This is a genomic window from Pantoea sp. X-Soil-TKNS-1211 (assembly GCF_059730495.1).
Genome location: NZ_AP035953.1, coordinates 2,988,409 through 3,008,229, shown reverse-complemented (window position 1 = coordinate 3,008,229; position 19,821 = coordinate 2,988,409). Strand labels below are relative to the sequence as shown.

Here is a 19,821-nt window from a genome sequence, read left to right as displayed (position 1 = left end):
TCATTATTAATCAGTTTGCGATGAAACGCTTCTGTTCCGTCAATACCTGCAATAACAACGCCAGTTGCGGTTTATGGTCCTTCAGGACGTTCCCCTGTGCATCATAGGCGTAATAGCTGCCATTGTTGTTCAAGACCAGCGTAGTTTCAGGGGTGGTGACCACCAGCCTGCCATCTTCACTGCTCGCAACCCAGTCATGGCTGCGCTGTGCTGCAAACAGGTCTTCACCCTGCGAGTAATTCACCGGGTTGGTGCGTACATGCAACAGACGTTGCATCAGCGTGGTCATCACATCCTGCTGATCGGTCAGACGGTCAATGGTTTGTGCGGGCGTATCAGGCCAGTGCACCACCAGCGGTACCTGGAGCGTCGCGCGGTTGCCAGGGTTATCGTCATTGTCATCCAGTGCAATAGCGTGCTGGGCGGTAATCACTACGACGGTATTTTTCAACAAATCGCGGTCCTGCAAGGTTTGCAGCACGGCGGCGATTTGGTTGTCAACGCCAGTTGCCTGACGCAGATAGCTGCGCTGGCGCGCTTTGACACTGTCGCCATTGACGGTGACACCGTTCAGCGCAACCCACGAGAACCACGGGGCGCTGTTGTCTTTCTGTCCATTTAGCCAGCTTTGCCACTGGGCAACGGTTGCGCTATTGGGCTGGCTGTCCATGGTTGGCAGCGAATAATCCGCCAGCAGTGCCTGACGATAGAGTGGCTGGTTAAAGCCATCGGACGAGAACAGGCCAAACTGATAGCCCTGACTGTTCAACGCGCTGAGCAAGGCAGAAGGCATTCGCGCGGCCAGGACACCATCCATATAACTGGATGAGATGCCATAGAACAGGCCAAACAGACCTTTTTCCGGCTGATTGCCCGCGCTGTAGTGCTGCGTGAAGCGCACATTGTCACTGGCAAACTGATTGAGTGATGGCAGCGCTTTGTCTACCGTGGCGTTGTTGAGGCCATTTACCGTCAGCACCAGTAAGTTATGCCGTGTGCCGCCATCGCGGAAAGTGATGTCGCTGAGCGGATACTGCACCGATAAGGCTTCCGGATCGCCTTGTTGCACCAGACGACGTTGATATTCCTGTGCATCCAGCAGGCCGTGGCGTTCAAGGAAACGTCGTGCGGTCATCGGGTAAGAGAGCGGCAGGTTAGCGCGCTGCATGGTAATTGGGCGATAGAAATTGGCATCAGCCCAGATATACAGCAGATGGCTGGCGAAAAAGGCAGAGATAAAGAGTGCCGCCAGCGGCTTGCCAAATGAGCGGCGGTTGAGGCTGCGCAGTTTCTGCCAGCTCCAGGTGGCGAACAGCATCTCCACCAGAAAAATGATGGGCACACCAATAAACATCAGCTGCCAGTCGCGCGCCATCTCGCTTTGGTCAGGGTTAATCACCAGTTCCCATACCACCGGGTTGAGATGGAGATGGAAGCGATTAAACACCGCGCTGTCGACCACAATTAGCGTCAGACCGATGGTCGCAATAATGGCCGACAGGAATCTCAGCAGCCGTTGCGACATCACCACGAAGGTGAGGGGAAAGATGACCAGCAGATAGGCGGCAAACACCAGGAAACTAAAGTGGCCAATCCAGCTGCTGTAGGCATAGATACGACCAGCCAGCGAGGCAGGCCAGTCGGAAACCAACAGGTAGCGGCTGCCTAAAATTAACGCGAAGATAATATTAAACAGGGCAAACCAATGCCCCCAGCTGATCATCTGGGAGACTTTTTCACGGTAGCGCTGCCGGTTGGTTACCATATTATAAGGTCAAATCTGCAAATTAATGGGCGTTGTCATCGCGAACCGACGCTTGCAACGCATCGGCAAAAGATCGCGCCAGGCTACGGCGCTGCGCCGGAGAAACACTGGTGTTGATCAAATTGGTTACCATATTTCCCAGCACCATCAGGGAAAGGTCGGTAGGCGCTTTGTCTTTCTCAAGAATCTGCGCTAGCTGCGCGAGGAGTTTCTCCACGCGTTCGTCACTGTAACGGGATGATTGTGGCATATCGTCGACTAATCAAGTATCAAAAGGCGGTATATTACCGTAACCACGCGATTTTTTCCGCAATTTTATCGCAAGAGAAATGTTCGCGTTGTGCATGGAGTTGAAAGCTGCGGCAGGCGGTGTTTGAATACGCGCCTGAGCTTAAAGGAGAGTCTATCATGAGTCTGGATATCGACCAGATCGCCCTGCATCAGTTAGTCAAACGTGATGAAAACCAGCTGGAGCTGGTGCTGCGCGATACCCTGCTGCCTGCTACCAAAGCGGTGGAAGAGATGGCAGAGGAGTTACATCGGGTTTACAGCGCCAAAAACAAAGCCTATGGACTGTTCGATGCAGAGAGCGAACTGGCCGCAGCGCTGCGTAACTGTCGCAAAGGGGAGGATGATTTTCTGGCCTTCAGCCGTGCGGCGACCGGGCGCCTGCGCGATGAACTGAGCAAATATCCGTTTGCGGAAGGCGGTATTGTGCTGTTCATCCATTATCGCTATCTGGCGGTGGAGTATCTGCTGGTGGCGGTGCTGAATAGCCAGTCCAGCATGCGCGTTAACGAACAGCTGGATATCAGCAGTACCCACTATCTCGATATCAATCATGCGGATATTGTGGCGCGTATTGATCTCACCGAATGGGAAACTAACCCGGAGTCCACCCGCTATCTGACGTTTCTACGTGGACGGGTAGGGCGCAAGGTCGCTGACTTCTTTATGGATTTCCTCGGTGCCAGCGTCGGTCTGGATACCAAAGCGCAGAACCGTGGTTTGTTGCAGGCGGTCGATGATTATTGCGCGGAATCGAATCTGGATAAAAATGAGCGGCAGAATTATCGCCAGCAGGTCTACAGCTACTGCAACGATCAGCTGCAAGCTGGTGAGGAGATTGCGCTGGAAGATCTCTCCAGCGAACTGCCACCGCTGGGCGAGAAGACATTCCAGGCCTTTACCCAGGAGCAGGGCTACGAACTGGAAGAACATTTTCCTGCTGACCGCAGCACGCTGCGTCAACTGACCAAATTTGCCGGTAGTGGCGGTGGCTTAACCCTGAACTTCGATGCCATGCTATTGGGCGAGCGTATTTTCTGGGATCCGGCGACTGACACGTTAACCATCAAAGGTACACCGCCGAATCTGCGCGATCAGCTGCAACGTCGTACGGGTGGTAACTGATTTTTCCCCATAAAAAAACGCCGCAGATGCGGCGTTTTTTCTTCAACTCGTCAGGCGATTAAGCGCGAACGAAGTCGATGTGGTGCAGTTTCGGCTTGAACGGGTGACGCTGTACAGCCTGAACTTTAACCTTGGTTTCTTTACCGTCAACAACGATGGTCAGAACTTCAGAGTAAAAACCTTCTTTAGCCTGCATGTTCATGACTGCATCGTGATCCAGTTCGATAGAAACCGGTGCTTCAGTTCCGCCATAAACGATGGCCGGGAACTTGTTAGCGTGGCGCAGGCGGCGGCTCGCACCCTTACCCTGCTCTTTACGTGCTTCTGCGTTGATAGTGAACATCTTAATGTCTCTTCGTTGATTCCTGCTACAGGCGACCCAGCAACAGGACGATTATTCAAACGCTCTTGCGGATGCAAAAGCGGGCGGCATTATAGCCGCTATCCCCGCTGCGGGCAAATGATTCCGTGGCTTATCGCAGCTCGTTGGCGCGGCGAAAACGGCCCTGATAATCAAACACCTTTTCACGCACCTGCCAGAAATGGCCTTTGGCACGTGCCACGACAAAATCGGGGTGTCGCAGTAACGGCTGCAATGCCACCACGTCAGCAGCGGTCTGCCATCCGAGTGGCACGCCGGGGGCACGCTGGTGTGGCCGCATAAATAGCTGCTCAAATGCTTTACGCTGCGCGGGCGTATGTAAACGGAAGCGCTCACTCACGTCCAACCCATCTTCATCGTAATAGGTGGCTTTTAACCATTCGCCTTTTTCATCACGCCCTTGCGTCAGCGTCATACCGCCACAGCGCAATACGCGGGCATCTTTCAGCTTCAGCGCCGCTTTCAGCATATCGTCAGGATCGACCAGTACCTTGTCACATTGGTGGCAGCGACGCGCCGCAATATCGTTTTCCGCGCCGCAATCCGGGCAGCTTTTAAAGCGGAAACGGTAATCACATTGTTCGCGCAGGCCGTCATCATCTTCCAGCACCCCCTGACAGCGGCGGCCAAAATGCTCGATCACATGGCCATCGGCGGTGGCTTTGCCCCAGAAGGTATTGGCGAAGCCACAGGCCGGGCAAAAAACCTGCACCGGCTGGTTGTCGCTGGCACCTTTCGGCGCGCCGACCTCTGGGGTGAAAAGATCGTGCGGGTTGCCAGCGTAATCGAGGATCAGGCAGTCGGTTTTATCGGGCGCAAGGCGCAGGCCGCGTCCGACAATTTGCTGATACAGGCTGACGGATTCGGTCGGACGCAGGATAGCGATCAGATCGACATGCGGAGCATCGAATCCGGTGGTTAATACCGCGACATTGACCAGAAATTTCAGTTGCTGCGCCTTGAAGGCGTTAATCAGTCGGTCACGCTCTTTCGCGGCGGTTTCAGCGGAAACCAGCGCGCTGTCCGGCGGTAGCAACGTCAGTACTTCCCGTGCGTGTTCGACGGTAGCAGCAAAAATCATCACGCCACGCCGATCTTCAGCGAATTCAATGATCTGCTGAATAATATGCGGCGTGACGCGCTGCTGTTGTTTCAGTTCGCGATTCAGATCGGTTTCGCTAAACAGGCCATTGTTTTGCGGGATCAGGCGACTGAAATCATATTGCACCACCGGCATATCCAGCCGTTCCGGCGGCACCAGGAAACCGTGTTTGATCATATAGCGCAGCGGCAATTCGTAGATGCAGTCGCGAAACAGCGCTTTTTCATCACCGCGTACCATGCCGTGATAATGAAACTGATAGATCCAACCTTTGCCAAGGCGGAAGGGGGTTGCCGTCAATCCCAGTAACCGGAGCTGTGGATTATGCTGACGCAGGTGGGTGAAGAGTTGCTGGTACTGACTTTCGCTCTGATCACTGATGCGATGGCATTCATCGACGATCACCAACGAAAAAGCGCTATCAAAGCGGTCGAGATTACGCGCCACCGATTGTACGCTGCCAAACACCACTTTGCGTTCGCTTTGTTTGCGTTGCAGACCAGCGGCGAAGATATCCGCTTCCAGACCGTATGCCTGATATTTGCTGTGGTTCTGCTCCACCAGTTCTTTTACATGCGCCAGCACCAGTACCCGCCCACGTGCCAGGCGGGCCAACTCAGCGATGACCAGACTTTTGCCCGCCCCGGTAGGCAGAACAATCACAGCCGGTGTGGCATGCTGGCGGAAGTGTGCAATGGTCGCATTAACCGCCTCTTGTTGGTAGGGGCGCAGGGTGAAGGACATCGGAAAAAACTTTTTTCTGAAACGGGCGCGCATTATGCCATGAAAGGGCGTGAAACGCAGGATCAGCTCTGTTAGCCGCCGATGGTTCAGGCTATACTGCCCGCACATTTTCAACGGATAAAAACACCGTTTCAGTTTCCCTCCGCAGTAACAGGCAAAGCGAATTCATGCGACTCGACAAATTCATATCTCAGCAACTGGAAATCAGCCGTGCCATCTCAGCACGTGAAATCCGCGCAAAAAAAATCACCATCAATGGCGAAGTGGTGCGCGATACCGCCTATAAAGTACTGCCGGATGACGAAGTCGCCTATGACGGCAATCCGCTGGTGCAGCAACACGGCCCACGTTATTTCATGCTGAACAAGCCGCAGGGGTATGTTTGCTCCACCGATGATCCCGATCACCCAACTATTCTGTTCTTTATTGAAGAGCCGATGGTGGGGAAACTGCATGCGGCGGGGCGTCTGGATGTGGATACCACTGGCCTGGTACTGCTGACCGATGATGGCCAATGGTCACATCGCATTACGTCGCCGCGTCACCACTGCGAAAAAACCTACCGTGTTGGTGTTGAGTTGCCGATAGATCCTGAACTGGTGGAAAAATTTGCCGCCGGGGTGCAACTGCACAACGAAAAAGATCTGACCAAACCGGCTACGCTGGAGATTGTGGGGCCGCAGGAAGCACTGTTGACCATCAGCGAAGGACGATATCACCAGGTAAAACGCATGTTTGCCGCAGTGGGTAACCATGTGGTGACGCTGCACCGTGAACGTATCGGCGACATCGTGCTTGATGCGGACCTCGCGGAAGGTGAATACCGTGAATTGACTGAGGAAGAAGTTGCCAGCATTGGCTTGCCTGACGAACTAAAACAGCAGAAATAGCGGGAGCATGTGGTGCCAAAGGAAAAGAACTCACCGGTCGGGTTAGTGGTTATTCTCGGATTGCTGGCGATGTTGATGCCACTCTCCATCGATATGTATCTGCCGGCCATGCCGCAAATTGCACGTCAGTTTGCGGTGTCATCCGGCAGCGTACAGATGACGTTAAACCTGTATATCTTCGGCTTTGCGATTGGTCAGTTGGTGTATGGCCCATTGGCTGATAGCTACGGCCGTAAACCGGTGATCGCCCTTGGTACGCTGATTTTTGCCTGTGCGGCGGCGGCTTGCGCGCTGTCGCAAACCATTGATCAATTGATTTTCATGCGTTTTCTGCACGGCCTGTCAGCTGCGGCGGCCAGCGTGGTGATTAACGCCCTGATGCGCGACAGTTATTCGAAAGAGGACTTTTCGCGCATGATGTCGTTCGTCATGCTGATCACCACCATTGCGCCATTGATGGCACCGATTATCGGCGGTTGGTTGTTGCTATTATGGAGCTGGCACGCCATCTTCTGGACGCTGTCGATTGCCGCGATCGTCACCACGGTATTGGTGGTGACGCAGATCCGCGAGACGCTAAAACCGGAGCAACGACAGCGGTTTCACCTGCGCACCACGCTGGGAAATTTTGTCGCTCTGGTTCGCCATAAACGTGCCTTCAGTTATATGCTGGCGAGTGGCTTCTCCTTTGCCGGGCTGTTTGCCTTTCTCAATGCCGGTCCTTTTGTCTATATCGAGATTAACCACGTTTCGCCGCAGAATTTTGGCTATTACTTTGGCCTCAATGTGGTGTTCCTGTTTGTGATGACGTTAATCAACAGCCGCGCCGTGCGTCGCTTTGGTCCGTTGGCGATGTTCCGTATCGGCCTGGTAATCCAGTTCTGCATGGGCGTTTGGCTGCTGGTGGTCAGCGCGCTTGGCCTCGGATTTCTGCCGCTGGTGCTGGGCGTGGCAATGTTTATTGGCTGCGTTTCGACAGTCTCGTCCAACGCGATGGCGGTGGTGCTGGATGAGTTTCCGCATATGGCAGGCACCGCATCTTCGCTGGCAGGCACTTTACGTTTCGGTGTCGGCGCGCTGGTTGGGGCATTGTTATCAATGGTGAATGTCAGCAGCGCCTGGCCAATGGTGGCGACCATTGCGTTGTGTGCCACCGTATCCATCGTGTTGTTCAGTTACGCTTCACGACCCCGTCACGCGATCGTCTGATCTGATAAGGCCGCCAAACTCGTAACAGCGCGATTTATCGCGCTGTTTTTTTATCCACCGCCGCCATCCTTGCCGCCCAAAACTGTGTGATAAATCACGCCGCTAAGGTTTATGTAATACCTTTACCGTTTGTAATGTTTCCATATTGTGAAAATAAATAAGCAAAAAAGTAACGGTATTGCGTCTAAAATGATTGTTAAGTGCCGCCGAACAGGGTACATATAGCGATAAATGCGAGCAAACTCGCAAATAATAACTCTGCTATAGGCTTTGTGTTTAAAACGAGAAGGCTAACCTTGACGTCCGTATTCTGAGTTAACCAGGAAAAAGGATTCACTGCTTGTGCGCCGTTCGTTGTGAATAACGTTAACGTCTCTGGGGATTAGGTATCTATGCTGCAACTTTCCGTTGTGCATCGTCTGCCGCAACACTACCGCTGGTCTGTTGATCATGCCGGTGAGATTGAGCGTCAGGAATCTGCCGATGCTGAAAATGACCAGGATCTGGTCGCGTTACGCTTGCTGAGCCACGATGGTCACCCGGCACTGGAAATTTTACGTGAGTTGCAGGATACGCTGGCGCAGATTCAGGTTGAGTGCAAGATCGCGCAATGTGAAGGGCAGCTGTGCCTGCTGATCCAGCGTGGCGATGAAAGCGCCACCAACTGCTGCCTGAAGAATCAGGGTGTGGCAATCGCGGAAACCTTTGACGGCCATTAAACCCGGCTTTCACCCTGCGCTGAGGCCAATAACTGACGTGTGTACTCTTGCGTCGGTGCATTAAACAGCGCATCACATTCACCTTGCTCTACCACCTCTCCCTGGCGCAGCACAATCAGCTGATGGCACAGGGCACGTACCACCTGCAAATCGTGACTGATAAACAGATAGGCCAGCTGGTGTTGCTGCTGTAAGCGGCGTAGCAGGTTAAGGATCTGTTTTTGCACCGAACGATCGAGCGATGACGTTGGTTCGTCCAGCACCATCAGTTGTGGTTCGAGAATTAATGCTCGCGCGATGGCAATGCGCTGGCGTTGACCGCCGGAGAATTCAGCCGGATAGCGTGAACGGCTCTCGGCATCCAGCCCAACTTCTTCCATCACCGCAATGACTTTGGCTTCCTGCTCGGCGGCGCTGAGTGACGGGCGATGTACCGCCAGACCTTCCGCGATAATTTGCTGCACCGTCATCCGTGGGTTGAGTGAGGAGTTCGGGTCCTGAAACACCACCTGAATTTTTTCCCGCAGCGGCAGCAATTGCTTCGCTGACAGCTGGTGCAGCGGTTGGTTGTCGAACCAGATTTCCCCGCGCGCCGCAATCAATCGTAGCAACGCCAGCCCGGTGGTGCTTTTGCCCGATCCCGATTCCCCCACCAGACCGAGACTTTCGCCGCGCCGCAGGGTAAAGCTCAGATCCTTAACCGCCATTTTCTCCGCTACGGTGCGTTTCAGCAGCCCCCGACGCACTGGAAAACCAACATGCAGGTTCTTTACCTGTAACAGCGGATCACTGTCACTGAGCGGAGCGGGCCTGCCATCTGGCTCAGCCGCCAGCAATTCGCGGGTATAGGCCTGCTGCGGTTGACTGAACAACGCAGTACAACGGTTATGTTCGATTTCCCTGCCATTGCGCATCACTGTCACGTTATGCGCCAGTTGACGCACGATATTGAGGTTGTGGGTGATAAACAGCATCCCCATGTTCAGTTCGCGTTGCAGTTCGCGCAGCAGTTGCAGGATCTGCGCCTGCACCGTGACATCCAGCGCCGTGGTCGGTTCATCGGCAATCAACAGTTTGGGTTGCGTCAGCAGTGCCATTGCGATCATTACGCGCTGGCGTTCCCCGCCAGAGAGCTGATGCGGGAAATCCTGCAAACGCGTCGCCGCCTGGCGGATACCGACACGATCAAGGCAACTGAGAATCTCCGCCCGTGCGGCTTCACGCCGCATGCCCCGATGCAGCGACAGCACCTCATACAGCTGTTTTTCCACGTTGTGTAGTGGATTGAGCGACACCATCGGCTCCTGAAAAATCATCGCCATCTGGTCACCGCGCAAGCCGCGCAACGCGCGTTCGTTAGCCTGTAACAGGTCCTGCCCATTAAACAGAATTTCACCGCGTGGATAGCTGACCGGCGGTTGCGGCAGCAGGCGCATAATCGACAGCGCGGTAACGCTTTTACCGGAACCGGATTCGCCGACCAGCGCCAGCGTTTCACCCGCGTCAACACGCAGCGAAATATCTTCCACCACGGTGCGTTGTTGGAACGCGACGGCGAGGTGATTAACCGTCAGTAAGTTGCTCATTTATCTCCCCCGGCTCGGATCGAAGGCGTCACGCACCGCTTCACCAATAAAAATCAGCAGCGACAGCAGGATCGCCAGGGCAAAAAAGCCCGACAGCCCCAACCACGGTGCCTGCAAATTATTCTTGCCCTGCAACAACAATTCACCGAGGGAGGGCGACCCCACCGGCAGGCCAAAGCCAAGGAAATCAAGCGAGGTCAGTGTGGTGATCGATCCACAGAGGATGAATGGCAAAAAGGTTAAGGTTGCGACCATCGCGTTGGGCAGCATATGGCGCAACATGATACGGCTATCGCTGACACCAAGTGCGCGTGCGGCACGGATATAGTCAAAGTTGCGCGCGCGCAGAAATTCAGCGCGTACCACGCTAACCAGGCTCATCCAGCCAAACACCACGGTCACCAGCAACAGCCACCAGAAACCCGGCTGAATGACGCTGGAAAGCAAAATCAATAAAAACAGCGATGGCATGCCCGACCACACTTCAATCAGACGTTGTCCGACTAAATCGATACGGCCGCCGAAATAACCCTGCACCGCGCCGACCACAATGCCGATCACACTGGAAAATAACGTCAGCAGCAGGCCAAACAACAGAGAAATGCGGGTGCCATACAACAGGCGGGCCAGCACATCCCCGCCGTTAGCATCGGTGCCGAGCCAGTTCTGCGACGAGGGGGGGGAAGGGAAGGGCACGTTGGTCGCAAAGTTGATGGTGCTGTCGCTGAAACGAATCGGTGCCCAGATGGCCCAACCATGTTGGTCAATACGCTGCTTCAGCCATGGGTCCTGATAATCCGCCGGGGTCGAAAAATCCCCGCCATAATCGCTTTCGCTATAGTTAAACAGTATCGGGACATACCAGCGTTGCTGATAATGCACCAGTAGCGGTTTATCGTTCGCCAGTAACTCAGCGCCCAGCGACAGCAGGAAAATGATCAGGAAAATCCACAGCGACCAGTAACCTCGGCGATTGTGGCGAAAACGCTGCCAGCGCTGCTGGTTTAACGGAGACAAGCGCATCAGCGACCCTCAAAATCAATGCGTGGATCAACCAGCGTGTAGGTCAAATCACTGAGAATATTCATCAGCAGGCCAATCAGCGTAAAAATATACAGTGTGCCAAACATCACCGGATAGTCGCGCTGGATGGTGGCGTCGTAGCCCAACAGGCCAAGGCCGTTCAGCGAGAACATCACTTCAATCAGTACCGAGCTGGTGAAGAACATGCTGATAAAGGTGGCAGGAAAACCAGCAATCACCAGCAGCATGGCGTTGCGGAACACGTGCCCATACAGGATGCGTTTCTCATCGAGACCTTTAGCCCGCGCGGTCACGACATATTGTTTGCGGATCTCATCGAGAAAGGAGTTTTTGGTCAGCATGGTCAGCGTGGCGAAACCGCCAATGACCGTCGCCAGCACCGGTAACGTGATATGCCACAGATAATCGGTAATTTTGCTGTACCAGGGTAAGGCATCAAATTGTGGCGACGTCAGGCCACGCAGCGGGAACCAATCGAGATAGCTGCCACCGGCAAACAACACGATCAGCATCACCCCGAAAAGGAATGCGGGGATGGAGTAGCCGATAATAATAAAGCTGCTGCTCCAGATATCGAAAGCGCTGCCGTTACGTACCGCTTTTTTGATGCCGAGGGGAATCGATACCAGATAAATGATCAGCGTGCTCCATAGCCCCAGGCTGATGGAGACCGGCAGACTCTCCTTGATGAGCTGGAGTACAGACGAACTGCGAAACAGGCTGTCGCCAAAATCAAAGCGTACGTAGTTCCACAGCATCTCCACGTAGCGCTGCCACATCGGTTTGTCGAAACCGTAGCGTTTTTTGATTTCGGCAATCACTTCCGGATCAAGACCACGCGCACCGCGATACTGGCTATCACCGGGATTATCGCGGCTGAGCGCACCACGCGCGCCGCCCCCACTGTCGCCAACCGCCGCACCGGGGATCCCGCTACTGTGACCGAACTGAATATTTGCCAGCGCCTGATCCACCGGCCCACCCGGCGCGATTTGCACGATAAAAAAGTTAAGCGTGATAATCGCCCACAGGGTGGGGATGATCAGCAGTAGCCTGCGCAGGAAATAAGCACCCAAACCGCACTCCTCAGCGTCTATCGGCCGGCAAACGCGCGGCTTTGTTCACATCGTACCACCAGTTATCCAGCCCGGTGGTAAAGGCGGGCTTAATTTCGGGGTGCGAGAATTTGTCCCAGTATGCCAGCCGCTGTTCGGCGTTGTACCACATCGGGATCATGTAGGCGCGCCATAGCAGGATGCGATCCAGCGCCTGGCCGAGCGGTAGCAGCGCGTGCTGATTGCCCTGAGCCGCAACAATCTGCTGCACAAAGTGATCAACGATGGGATCTTTGACCCGCGCGGTGTTCCAGGTTGATTCGATATATTCTGACTGCCAGATGGTTTGCAGATCGGTCGATGGCCACGGCATCGCGTAATAGGTTGATGGCGTCATATCATAATCGCCGTGGCGCAGGCGGCGCAGATATTGCGAGCTATCCACCTGACGCAGAGAGACCTGGATACCCAGCCGCGCCAGGCTGTGTTGAAACGGCAGGGTCCAGTCATTGGTTGAACCGCTGTTCAGCAGCAGCTCAAAGCGGAACGGCTGACCCGTTTTACTGTTCACCAATTGCTGATTTTTAATCTCCCAACCCGCTTCTTTCAGCAGGCTCATGGCTTTCAGCAAATTGCCACGATCGAAACCGCTGCCGTCAGAGCGGGGCGGGGTGTACTCATTGTTAAACACCTCGGGGGGCAGCTCGGCTTTATAAGGTGCCAGCAAAATCAGTTGTGCGGCATCGGGATAGCCTTTTGCCGCGTAAGCGGTGTTCTGGAAGTAGCTGCTGGAACGGTTATACGCCCCGTAAAACAAAGCCTTATTCATCCATTCAAAATCAAAGGCGAGGCTTATCGCCTGGCGCACCCGCAAATCCTGAAACAGCGGTTTTTCATTATTAAAGGCCAGCCAAGTGGTATTGGTGGAGACATCATTTGGCGTGACCTGTTTGACGATGGCATGGCTGTCAAAATTGCGCCCACGATATTGGGTTGCCCATTTCTTGGCGGAACCTTCAATGCGCAGGTCGAAAGCGCCAGCTTTAAAGGCCTCAAACGCCACATTGTCGTCGAGATAGTAGTCATAGCGGATGGTGTCGAAATTAAAACGACCACGATTCACCGGCAGATTGGCGGCCCAGTAATTTTTCACCCGGCTGTACTGGATAAACTGCCCGGATTTATATGACGTGACGCGATAAGGGCCACTGGCAAGCGGGGGATAACCAATGGGTTCGTTGAATTTTTTATCCTGCCAGAATTTTTGCGGCAGTACCGGCAGCGTCAGCCAGCTGAGGGCTAAATCTTTATCTGGCTTTGGCAGATCAATACGTACCGTGAGGCGGTTCAACGCTTTAACCGTCACGCCACGAAACGCTACGCGGAACTGCGGCACACCTTCGGTCATAAATTTCTGGAAAGTGAAGGCCACGTCCTGCGCGGTAATGGGCGTGCTATCCTGGAATTGGGCGTGCGGGTTGATGGATACTTCCATCCAGTGGAAATCGCTGGGATAGCGAGCGGATTCGGCAATCAGGGGATAATAACTGGCTGGCTCATCATCGGAGGTGGTGAACAGGCCGTCGTACAGCGTGTCGGTCGCAGCGCCTGGATTGCCGCGTGAAGCGTAGCGGTTGAAGTTATCAAATGTGCCGATCACCGCCATTGTCAGCTTGCCACCTTTTGGTGCTGCCGGGTTGACATAATCATAATGGGTGAAGTTCACCCCATACTTCGGCTCGCCCAGCTTGGCAAAGGCATAGCTTTCATTGATGGTTTCCGCATGTACTGACGACATGACACAGCTAATTAATAACGCTGTGATTAAACGAAGCAGCATAAGAGGGACGCTCTCCTTTCGTTATCCGCACCTTATGGTAGCAGTTTCATGACGTTCGCGTGACGTTAACCAGCCGCTGCCAGCTGCTGCTGATAGTAATTCACTAAGTTTTCCGGTTTCAGTGGACGACTAAACAGATAACCCTGCAAATGTGTCACCCCACGATTGACCAGCCAGGCCGCCTGATCACCGGTTTCCACCCCTTCAGCGACCGTTTTCAGATTGAGTTTTTTCGCCAGCAGCAACACCGCATCCAGTACCGGTGAGGTGACGGTTTCGGTGCCAATACTCTGCACAAAACCACGGTCAATTTTCAGGTAATCGAAGGGGTATTTTTCAAGATAGATCAAGGCACTATGTCCGGTGCCAAAATCATCAATGGCAATTTTGATGTCGTTATCATGCAACCAGGCAAAGATTTCACCGGCGTTCTTCTCTTTGACCATGGTGCGTTCGGTGATTTCAAACACATAATTGAAGTGATTCGGCGGCATGTCGGCAATCCAGTCTTGCACATCATGACGGAAACTGTCAGAGGCAAGGTGCAACGGCGACAGGTTCAGGCCCATCCGCGTGCCGCGCGGTAATTGATGGCACATTTCATGCGCGTCCCGTGCCACCAGTTTAAACAGATGGCGGGTAAGAGGGATAATCAGGTTCTGAGCTTCGGCATAACTGATAAAGGCATCGGGCGGGATCATACCTTCGCTGGGATGGGTCCAGCGTAGCAGGGCTTCTACGCCATAAGGTTTTCCGTCCTGGGCCGTGACCAGCGGCTGATACTCCACGTGAAACTGGCCGCGTTTGATCCCCTGCATAATCTCTTTCCTGGGGTGCAAATGCATCATCAGTAGCAACCAGCAGGCTCCGCCCACCAGCAGTGAAAACAGCAGTCCACTGAGAATAATCAGATGATAATCACGCGAGTCGAGCACGGAGCCGAACAGAACAAAATGCATTGTCTGTTGATTTAACGCGATACTCGCCAGCGCCGGGGGTAAATCGCTGACACGAACAACCTGATTGCTACCGCTTAATATCGCCCGGTCTCCGACAATTAACGCCATGCCGGTGATTTCCGGATGGTAAGACGCCAGCAACTGATAAGGCGTAAGACTGAGATTCATAGTGGTGAAAATGCCGGTTTCATTGTTGCCGGGATTTTTCATCCACAGCGCCAGAGCCGGTTTTTTGGGTTGCAGCGGTGTGCCTTCCATTAAGCGTAAATCGTTATCACGCTCAAGATCAGATTCCGGTGAGATATCGCCCACCGGCATCAGGAAGGCACCGGTGGCGGATGAGCAATAGGCGTTACCATCCCGCACTAACAGGATAGCGCGAATATTCCCGGCAAAAGCAGCGCGTGAGGTAAGCTCACGGCCAACGCTGTTGCACTCCAACTGAGTATATTGCTGGAGTGGATAAAGGGTATTGACCAGGGTTGTCATCACCTGTTGTAAATCGTCCCGGCTGTGTGACAGCAACAGCGCATGTTGCTGAACTCTTTTTTGCCAGGTCATCGTTAACAGGACAGTGACAAACAACAGAAAGAACACCGCGCCGACGATCACGCTGCTCCAGGCGATTCGGCGCGAATAGGTTGCATGACGTTTTAACGTCCCCGACAGTGGCATGGAGTGAATTCCCCTTGTCTTGCCATTTTATTATGTTAACCGCGCACTACTGCTATCTGGTGTCTTCCCGTCTTTCGTCCGGCTGCCATTGCGTCTTTCGCCGCTGCACAACCCGATTTAGCAAGGGTAAGTAAGTGAACGAGAATATAACGAGAGCGCGAGAAAAGTCTCGTTATATTTTTGATTCTCAATTACTTTTTATCGGTTCTGATGGGCAAAAAAACACACAGACGAAAAAAAAACGCTGCCGTGGCAGCGTTTTCTGATTCTCTGGCTGAGAGGATCTTCAAAGGGTATTGATTAGCTGGGATTGCGCCCTAAAACACGTCGTGCTTCACGATAACGTGCTTTCCAGTAACTCTCGTTAAGACTGGAGATCATCACACCACTGCTGGTGGATGCGTGCACGAAATTGTCGTTACCCAGATAGATGCCGACATGGCGACCGGTGGAACCGGCGCGGAACAGCACTAAATCACCCGGACGCAGTTTCGTACGCGAAACCTGCTTGCCGGTATCTTCCTGTCCATAGGTTGAACGGGGAAGATCTAACCCAAACTGCTCACGGAAGGTGCGCTGAACAAAAGCGGAACAATCGATGCCACGTTTGGTGTCGCCGCCTAAGCGATAACGCACGCCTTTCCAGTCATCGTATTGGTCCATGATGCGGGATTTGATATCCACGTTCCGCACCATTTGTTCGAATTCATCCTGAGACGCCTGAAGTAAAAAACCATTCTGGTTGTTAACTTCATGATTCTCGTTATTCGCGTTCTGCCCGTTATGGGTACTGCTACATGCCGATAAGAGTGTTGCTAATGCTACTGCCGGAATAATCCGTCTGAGGTATCTCAGTATTGGTTGAGACTTGACCATTATGGGTGTTTTCCTTCGAAATCCTTACGACAAAATGTCGCCAGCCAGATGACAAAACGAGTCGAGATTAATAAGAGCGACCAGCTAAGACAATTCCTTATTTACTAAAATGTGTTAATGAACACATTTTAGTTGCCTTCGGAACCACATTTTATGCTGTTCAGCTACTGATTGCGTTTGAGGTTAACCGATTACAGACCGCGTGGCGAGTGCTTTTATATAAATTTTTATAGGATTTTTCTATGTGAAATCAATCTGTAACACAATGGCTACTTTATCGACAACTGGCAGTGATTAAACAGGGAAATAACGGCAGGATCAGGGGCTAATTCTGGCGTTAAGGCCGATTTTGAGAGGGTTCCGACTGGACAGCTTAGGAAAAAGCTGATTCTCCGGTCGATCACATCATAATCTTTTCTTTTTACGCACAATTACTTAGTAAGCTAATAATCTATTTTCGGTTTCATTAAGCGCGAGCGATCACTATTTTGTTGTTTGATCACTCGCGCTAAACAATTATGCCTGCGGCTTATATTTTCCCGGCAGCGTTCGATACAACCAGTTAACCAATTTGTCACTGGCTGGGGTTAATAACCACCAACTCAGGCCCACCAGCACCACGGACAGTGAACCGACAGCGATATCAGTGAACCAGTGCGCACCCGCCATCACACGCGGCAGGCCGAACACCACCACAATCACCAGCCCGACGAGAAAAGGGCGGAAGCCGAAATAGCGCCACATAAAGCAGGCGAAGATAATCAGCATCATGCCATGGTCACCAGGGAAGCTGTTGCTGGAGGCATCTTTAGCTGGAATACCGGTCAGTTCGCTTACGCGATGGACGTTTTCAAAGAACAACGTCGGACTGACGTGTTGCACGGGTATCAGGTGGCCCAGTTGGTTCAGCACCACCGCAGTCAGCAGCATAGTGATGCCGATTGCCAGTAAACGTCGACGGCCCTGCGGCGTTTCGCGACGCCAGAACCACAGATAAAGCAGCCCCATTGCCAGCAGTGACACCAGGTCAAAGCCGCGAAAGTTGGTGATTGCCACCAGGATGGCAAAACCGTGATGCACCACCATTTGATCGTTGAAGCCAAAGAAAATGGCTTTATCGAGACCAAACCAGAACCCGTGATCGGGCGGCAAATACCAGGAAAAGAAAATCACCACACCCAGAACATTCAACAGCAGGATGGTGAAAAGACGAGATGCGCGCATAGTTCAACTCAAAAAAAGAAAAATAACGGGGAAACCTAGCGCAACTATTTTAAACGAATCTTCAACAAGCTGGACTGCAAATTGTTCCAGTCGACAGGTTGATGGTGGATTAATTCAATGCGGCTATCCGGTGGCGTGGTGGGACGCGTTTCAATAAAGAAGTCCTCGCCTTGACGATTAACCGTGACTAACCCGTCAGGGGTACGCAGCACGCCTTTAACCCGATCAACCGGTGCAAGCCTTGCCCATTCAAGGAGTTGGATGGTATCGAACACGGTATCAGCATCGAAAATCCAGCCACAGGAAGCATAGCCCTGACCTTCATTTAACGCACGTCGCCAGCGCGCCTGACCGTCCAGTTTTAACGCTGCCAGACCCTGCGGACGTGATTCTGCGTGGTGATGTTGCGCTGCGGGAACCGCACGATCCGCCAAAGCTTTTTGCCTGAGTAGAGTCGGATCGAGCTGCCCCCTGGCCATTTCCACCCACTGACGATCACCAAGGTTTTGCTGCCGCCAGGCCGTGAGGCGTTGACGATCCTCTGCATTCCAGCGGTCACTTTTGCTGGCAATCACGATATCGGCGGCGATGAGTTGATCGCGGAAGTTTTCATTCTGCACGATGCGATCGTCAGCGAGATGCTGGGGGTCGAGCAGTGTCAGCGTCGCATCAACCTCAATCCACGGCTGGTAGACGGCGGCACGCAACATATCGAGTAATTGTCGGGGATGACCCAGCCCGGTAGGTTCAATCAGTAGGCGATCAGGTTTGGTCTGCTTCAGCAGCATATTCAGACCCACCTGCAACGGCAAGCCATTGACGCAACACATACAACCACCAGGAATCTCTTTCAGCGTGGCACCTCGATCGGCAAGTAACGCGCCATCAATGCCAATTTCGCCAAACTCATTCACCAGCACCGCCCAGTTTTCACTGGTGGGTTTATTGGCGAGCAGATGCAGCAGGGCGGTGGTTTTGCCGCTGCCGAGAAATCCGGTAATAAGGTTTACGTGCGTCACAATTCGGCCTCAATGAACGAGAACAACGTGCGCGGAAAGATTCGTCCGGCGCACACAACAGATTGTTATACTATAACATCTGCCGTGCGCCGGACAGGCTGGGATGCTTAATCAGCACGTCCCATATAACGACGTTCGGCGATATGAATACGGATGCGTTCGCCATTGCTGAGATATTCCGGGACCTGAATCACCAGACCGGTGCTCATTCCGGCGGGTTTGGTGCGTGCACTGGCAGAGGCTCCTTTGATGCCCGGAGACGTATCAACAATTTCCAGATCAACGGTTTGCGGCAGTTCCAACGCCAGTAACTGGCCATCCATCGTCAGCACTTGCATACCCGGCATGCCACCTTCAGGAATAAACAGCAGTTCTTCTTCAATCTGATCTTTTTTGAAGGTGTATGGCGTGTAATCTTCATCATCCATAAACACGTATTCGTCACCATCTATATAAGAGAAGGAAACAAAACGGCGGGTCAGGTTAATGGCTTCGAGAATATCATCGCCTTTAAAACGTTCTTCCACTTTCATGCCGGTACGTACGTCGGTAAAACGCATCTTGTAAAGGGTAGATGCGCCACGCGCGCTGGGGCTTTGAATATCGATATCTTTCACCAGCAACAGTTTGCCGTTCCAGGTGACAGCCATTCCTTTTTTAACTTCGTTTGCCTTTGGCATCGTGTGTTACTCGCTCAGAGAGAAATAGATCGCGCCACGTTACTCGCGCCGGTAAAAACAGGCAAGCGGACTGGCGCAAATTTTCCCGTCTTGTAGGGAAATGAAGTGGAGTTCCCCTTGTCAGCCTGCTATTGTCGGCGCGAAATCCCTGCGCAGGAGCCTGTAATGTTGTGTCGTGACCAATGCGGTGCCTGTTGCACAGCTCCTTCTATCTCTTCCCCCATTCCGGGCATGCCCAATGGCAAACCGGCCAATACCCCCTGCGTTCAGCTTGATGTACAACAACGCTGCAAAATCTTTGGTTCACCACTGCGTCCAGCGGTGTGCGCGGGTCTGCAACCCAGTGCCGAGATGTGCCGCACCAGCCGCGCTGACGCCATGATTTATCTGCTTAAATTGGAAGCGGAGACTGCGCCCTGAAGATTTGCTGATATTTTGCTGAAATATTTGCCTTAAGTGCACCTGGCGTTACAGCAAAACCGTCAGCTTCGCATCTGGCGAAAGTCCTAAATCACATCTGAAGTGTGCGTAGCGTCAAAAATCTGCTACGTGGTTTACGCATTTTCTTGCCTGACTGGCACAGCTGTACCATATTCCCTGAAACGTTTCAGCGTTGTCGTCCCGGCTAAGCCAGTGTCG

General features: G+C 53.1%; 18 protein-coding genes. 5 read left to right on the top strand and 13 right to left on the bottom strand.

The features are described from left to right. Positions 1-10: 10 nt before the first annotated feature. Both yejM and AC6I8W_RS14225 read right to left on the bottom strand, forming a co-directional pair. Positions 11-1,765, bottom strand: coding sequence for an LPS biosynthesis-modulating metalloenzyme YejM (gene yejM / locus AC6I8W_RS14230; protein WP_497835542.1), 1,755 nt, complete (start codon positions 1,763-1,765; stop codon positions 11-13). A 22-nt stretch (positions 1,766-1,787) separates the two neighbouring features. After that, positions 1,788-2,015 carry a YejL family protein gene (locus AC6I8W_RS14225; protein ID WP_480364614.1) on the bottom strand — a complete coding sequence of 76 codons (228 nt, stop codon included), beginning with the start codon at positions 2,013-2,015 and terminating at the stop codon, positions 1,788-1,790. Between the two features lie 158 nt (positions 2,016-2,173). Between AC6I8W_RS14225 and yejK the strand changes: the two genes are divergently transcribed. Next, positions 2,174-3,178 carry a nucleoid-associated protein YejK gene (gene yejK, locus AC6I8W_RS14220; protein WP_480364613.1) on the top strand — a complete coding sequence of 335 codons (1,005 nt, stop codon included), beginning with the start codon at positions 2,174-2,176 and terminating at the stop codon, positions 3,176-3,178. 58 nt (positions 3,179-3,236) lie between these two features. Here yejK and rplY read toward each other — a convergent pair whose 3' ends face one another. Then, positions 3,237-3,521: a 50S ribosomal protein L25 gene (gene rplY, locus AC6I8W_RS14215; RefSeq protein WP_497835541.1), complete on the bottom strand. Its 285-nt coding sequence runs from the start codon at positions 3,519-3,521 to the stop codon at positions 3,237-3,239. Positions 3,522-3,651: 130 nt separating this feature from the next. Beyond that, positions 3,652-5,406 (bottom strand): DNA repair helicase RadD, encoded by a 1,755-nt coding sequence (gene radD / locus AC6I8W_RS14210; protein WP_497835540.1) that lies wholly within the window; start codon positions 5,404-5,406, stop codon positions 3,652-3,654. A 167-nt stretch (positions 5,407-5,573) separates the two neighbouring features. On the opposite strand from radD, the gene rsuA reads away from it, so the two are divergent. From rsuA to AC6I8W_RS14195, 3 genes are all read left to right on the top strand, one after another. After that, on the top strand, positions 5,574-6,296 hold the full coding sequence (gene rsuA, locus AC6I8W_RS14205) for a 16S rRNA pseudouridine(516) synthase RsuA (protein WP_497835539.1): 723 nt from the start codon (positions 5,574-5,576) through the stop codon (positions 6,294-6,296). Positions 6,297-6,308: 12 nt separating this feature from the next. Next, entirely contained in the window at positions 6,309-7,505 is a 1,197-nt protein-coding gene (locus AC6I8W_RS14200) for a Bcr/CflA family multidrug efflux MFS transporter (protein ID WP_497835538.1), read from the top strand. 392 nt (positions 7,506-7,897) lie between these two features. Then, positions 7,898-8,224 (top strand): YejG family protein, encoded by a 327-nt coding sequence (locus tag AC6I8W_RS14195; RefSeq protein WP_497835537.1) that lies wholly within the window; start codon positions 7,898-7,900, stop codon positions 8,222-8,224. Here the strand turns inward: AC6I8W_RS14195 and yejF are convergent. From yejF to yeiP, 9 genes are all read right to left on the bottom strand, one after another. After that, positions 8,221-9,810 carry a microcin C ABC transporter ATP-binding protein YejF gene (gene yejF, locus AC6I8W_RS14190; RefSeq protein WP_497835536.1) on the bottom strand — a complete coding sequence of 530 codons (1,590 nt, stop codon included), beginning with the start codon at positions 9,808-9,810 and terminating at the stop codon, positions 8,221-8,223. The genes AC6I8W_RS14195 and yejF overlap by 4 nt on opposite strands. After that, positions 9,811-10,833 (bottom strand): ABC transporter permease, encoded by a 1,023-nt coding sequence (locus tag AC6I8W_RS14185; RefSeq protein ID WP_497835535.1) that lies wholly within the window; start codon positions 10,831-10,833, stop codon positions 9,811-9,813. It lies immediately after the preceding gene. After that, positions 10,833-11,930, bottom strand: coding sequence for a microcin C ABC transporter permease YejB (locus tag AC6I8W_RS14180; RefSeq protein ID WP_497835534.1), 1,098 nt, complete (start codon positions 11,928-11,930; stop codon positions 10,833-10,835). Before AC6I8W_RS14180 ends, AC6I8W_RS14185 begins: the two co-directional genes overlap by 1 nt. Before the next feature lie 10 nt (positions 11,931-11,940). Continuing rightward, positions 11,941-13,749, bottom strand: coding sequence for an extracellular solute-binding protein (locus tag AC6I8W_RS14175; RefSeq protein ID WP_497835533.1), 1,809 nt, complete (start codon positions 13,747-13,749; stop codon positions 11,941-11,943). A 65-nt stretch (positions 13,750-13,814) separates the two neighbouring features. Then, positions 13,815-15,383, bottom strand: coding sequence for a cyclic di-3',5'-guanosine monophosphate phosphodiesterase PdeN (gene pdeN / locus AC6I8W_RS14170; protein WP_497835532.1), 1,569 nt, complete (start codon positions 15,381-15,383; stop codon positions 13,815-13,817). A gap of 300 nt (positions 15,384-15,683) precedes the next feature. Then, positions 15,684-16,259: a bifunctional murein DD-endopeptidase/murein LD-carboxypeptidase gene (mepS, locus tag AC6I8W_RS14165; RefSeq protein ID WP_497835531.1), complete on the bottom strand. Its 576-nt coding sequence runs from the start codon at positions 16,257-16,259 to the stop codon at positions 15,684-15,686. A 516-nt stretch (positions 16,260-16,775) separates the two neighbouring features. Then, positions 16,776-17,483: a phosphatase PAP2 family protein gene (locus tag AC6I8W_RS14160; RefSeq protein WP_497835530.1), complete on the bottom strand. Its 708-nt coding sequence runs from the start codon at positions 17,481-17,483 to the stop codon at positions 16,776-16,778. 44 nt (positions 17,484-17,527) lie between these two features. Next, complete coding sequence (locus AC6I8W_RS14155; RefSeq protein ID WP_497835529.1) at positions 17,528-18,502, bottom strand: CobW family GTP-binding protein; 975 nt, start codon at positions 18,500-18,502, stop codon at positions 17,528-17,530. 107 nt (positions 18,503-18,609) lie between these two features. Continuing rightward, positions 18,610-19,182, bottom strand: coding sequence for an elongation factor P-like protein YeiP (gene yeiP, locus AC6I8W_RS14150; protein ID WP_480364598.1), 573 nt, complete (start codon positions 19,180-19,182; stop codon positions 18,610-18,612). A gap of 165 nt (positions 19,183-19,347) precedes the next feature. Here yeiP and AC6I8W_RS14145 point away from each other — a divergent pair, with 165 nt between their 5' ends. Then, positions 19,348-19,602 (top strand): YkgJ family cysteine cluster protein, encoded by a 255-nt coding sequence (locus AC6I8W_RS14145; RefSeq protein WP_497835528.1) that lies wholly within the window; start codon positions 19,348-19,350, stop codon positions 19,600-19,602. The last annotated feature ends 219 nt before the right edge of the window (positions 19,603-19,821 follow it).

What these genes read in the sequence shown, in the direction of transcription:
- yejF (WP_497835536.1), bottom strand. Translation starts at nt 9,810, where the DNA reads ATGAGCAACTTACTGACGGTTAATCACCTCGCCGTCGCGTTCCAACAA.
- rsuA (WP_497835539.1), top strand. Translation starts at nt 5,574, where the DNA reads ATGCGACTCGACAAATTCATATCTCAGCAACTGGAAATCAGCCGTGCC.
- yeiP (WP_480364598.1), bottom strand. Translation starts at nt 19,182, where the DNA reads ATGCCAAAGGCAAACGAAGTTAAAAAAGGAATGGCTGTCACCTGGAAC.
- AC6I8W_RS14225 (WP_480364614.1), bottom strand. Translation starts at nt 2,015, where the DNA reads ATGCCACAATCATCCCGTTACAGTGACGAACGCGTGGAGAAACTCCTC.
- AC6I8W_RS14185 (WP_497835535.1), bottom strand. Translation starts at nt 10,833, where the DNA reads ATGCGCTTGTCTCCGTTAAACCAGCAGCGCTGGCAGCGTTTTCGCCAC.
- yejM (WP_497835542.1), bottom strand. Translation starts at nt 1,765, where the DNA reads ATGGTAACCAACCGGCAGCGCTACCGTGAAAAAGTCTCCCAGATGATC.
- yejK (WP_480364613.1), top strand. Translation starts at nt 2,174, where the DNA reads ATGAGTCTGGATATCGACCAGATCGCCCTGCATCAGTTAGTCAAACGT.
- radD (WP_497835540.1), bottom strand. Translation starts at nt 5,406, where the DNA reads ATGTCCTTCACCCTGCGCCCCTACCAACAAGAGGCGGTTAATGCGACC.
- mepS (WP_497835531.1), bottom strand. Translation starts at nt 16,259, where the DNA reads ATGGTCAAGTCTCAACCAATACTGAGATACCTCAGACGGATTATTCCG.
- AC6I8W_RS14175 (WP_497835533.1), bottom strand. Translation starts at nt 13,749, where the DNA reads ATGCTGCTTCGTTTAATCACAGCGTTATTAATTAGCTGTGTCATGTCG.
- rplY (WP_497835541.1), bottom strand. Translation starts at nt 3,521, where the DNA reads ATGTTCACTATCAACGCAGAAGCACGTAAAGAGCAGGGTAAGGGTGCG.
- AC6I8W_RS14160 (WP_497835530.1), bottom strand. Translation starts at nt 17,483, where the DNA reads ATGCGCGCATCTCGTCTTTTCACCATCCTGCTGTTGAATGTTCTGGGT.
- AC6I8W_RS14145 (WP_497835528.1), top strand. Translation starts at nt 19,348, where the DNA reads ATGTTGTGTCGTGACCAATGCGGTGCCTGTTGCACAGCTCCTTCTATC.
- AC6I8W_RS14195 (WP_497835537.1), top strand. Translation starts at nt 7,898, where the DNA reads ATGCTGCAACTTTCCGTTGTGCATCGTCTGCCGCAACACTACCGCTGG.
- pdeN (WP_497835532.1), bottom strand. Translation starts at nt 15,383, where the DNA reads ATGCCACTGTCGGGGACGTTAAAACGTCATGCAACCTATTCGCGCCGA.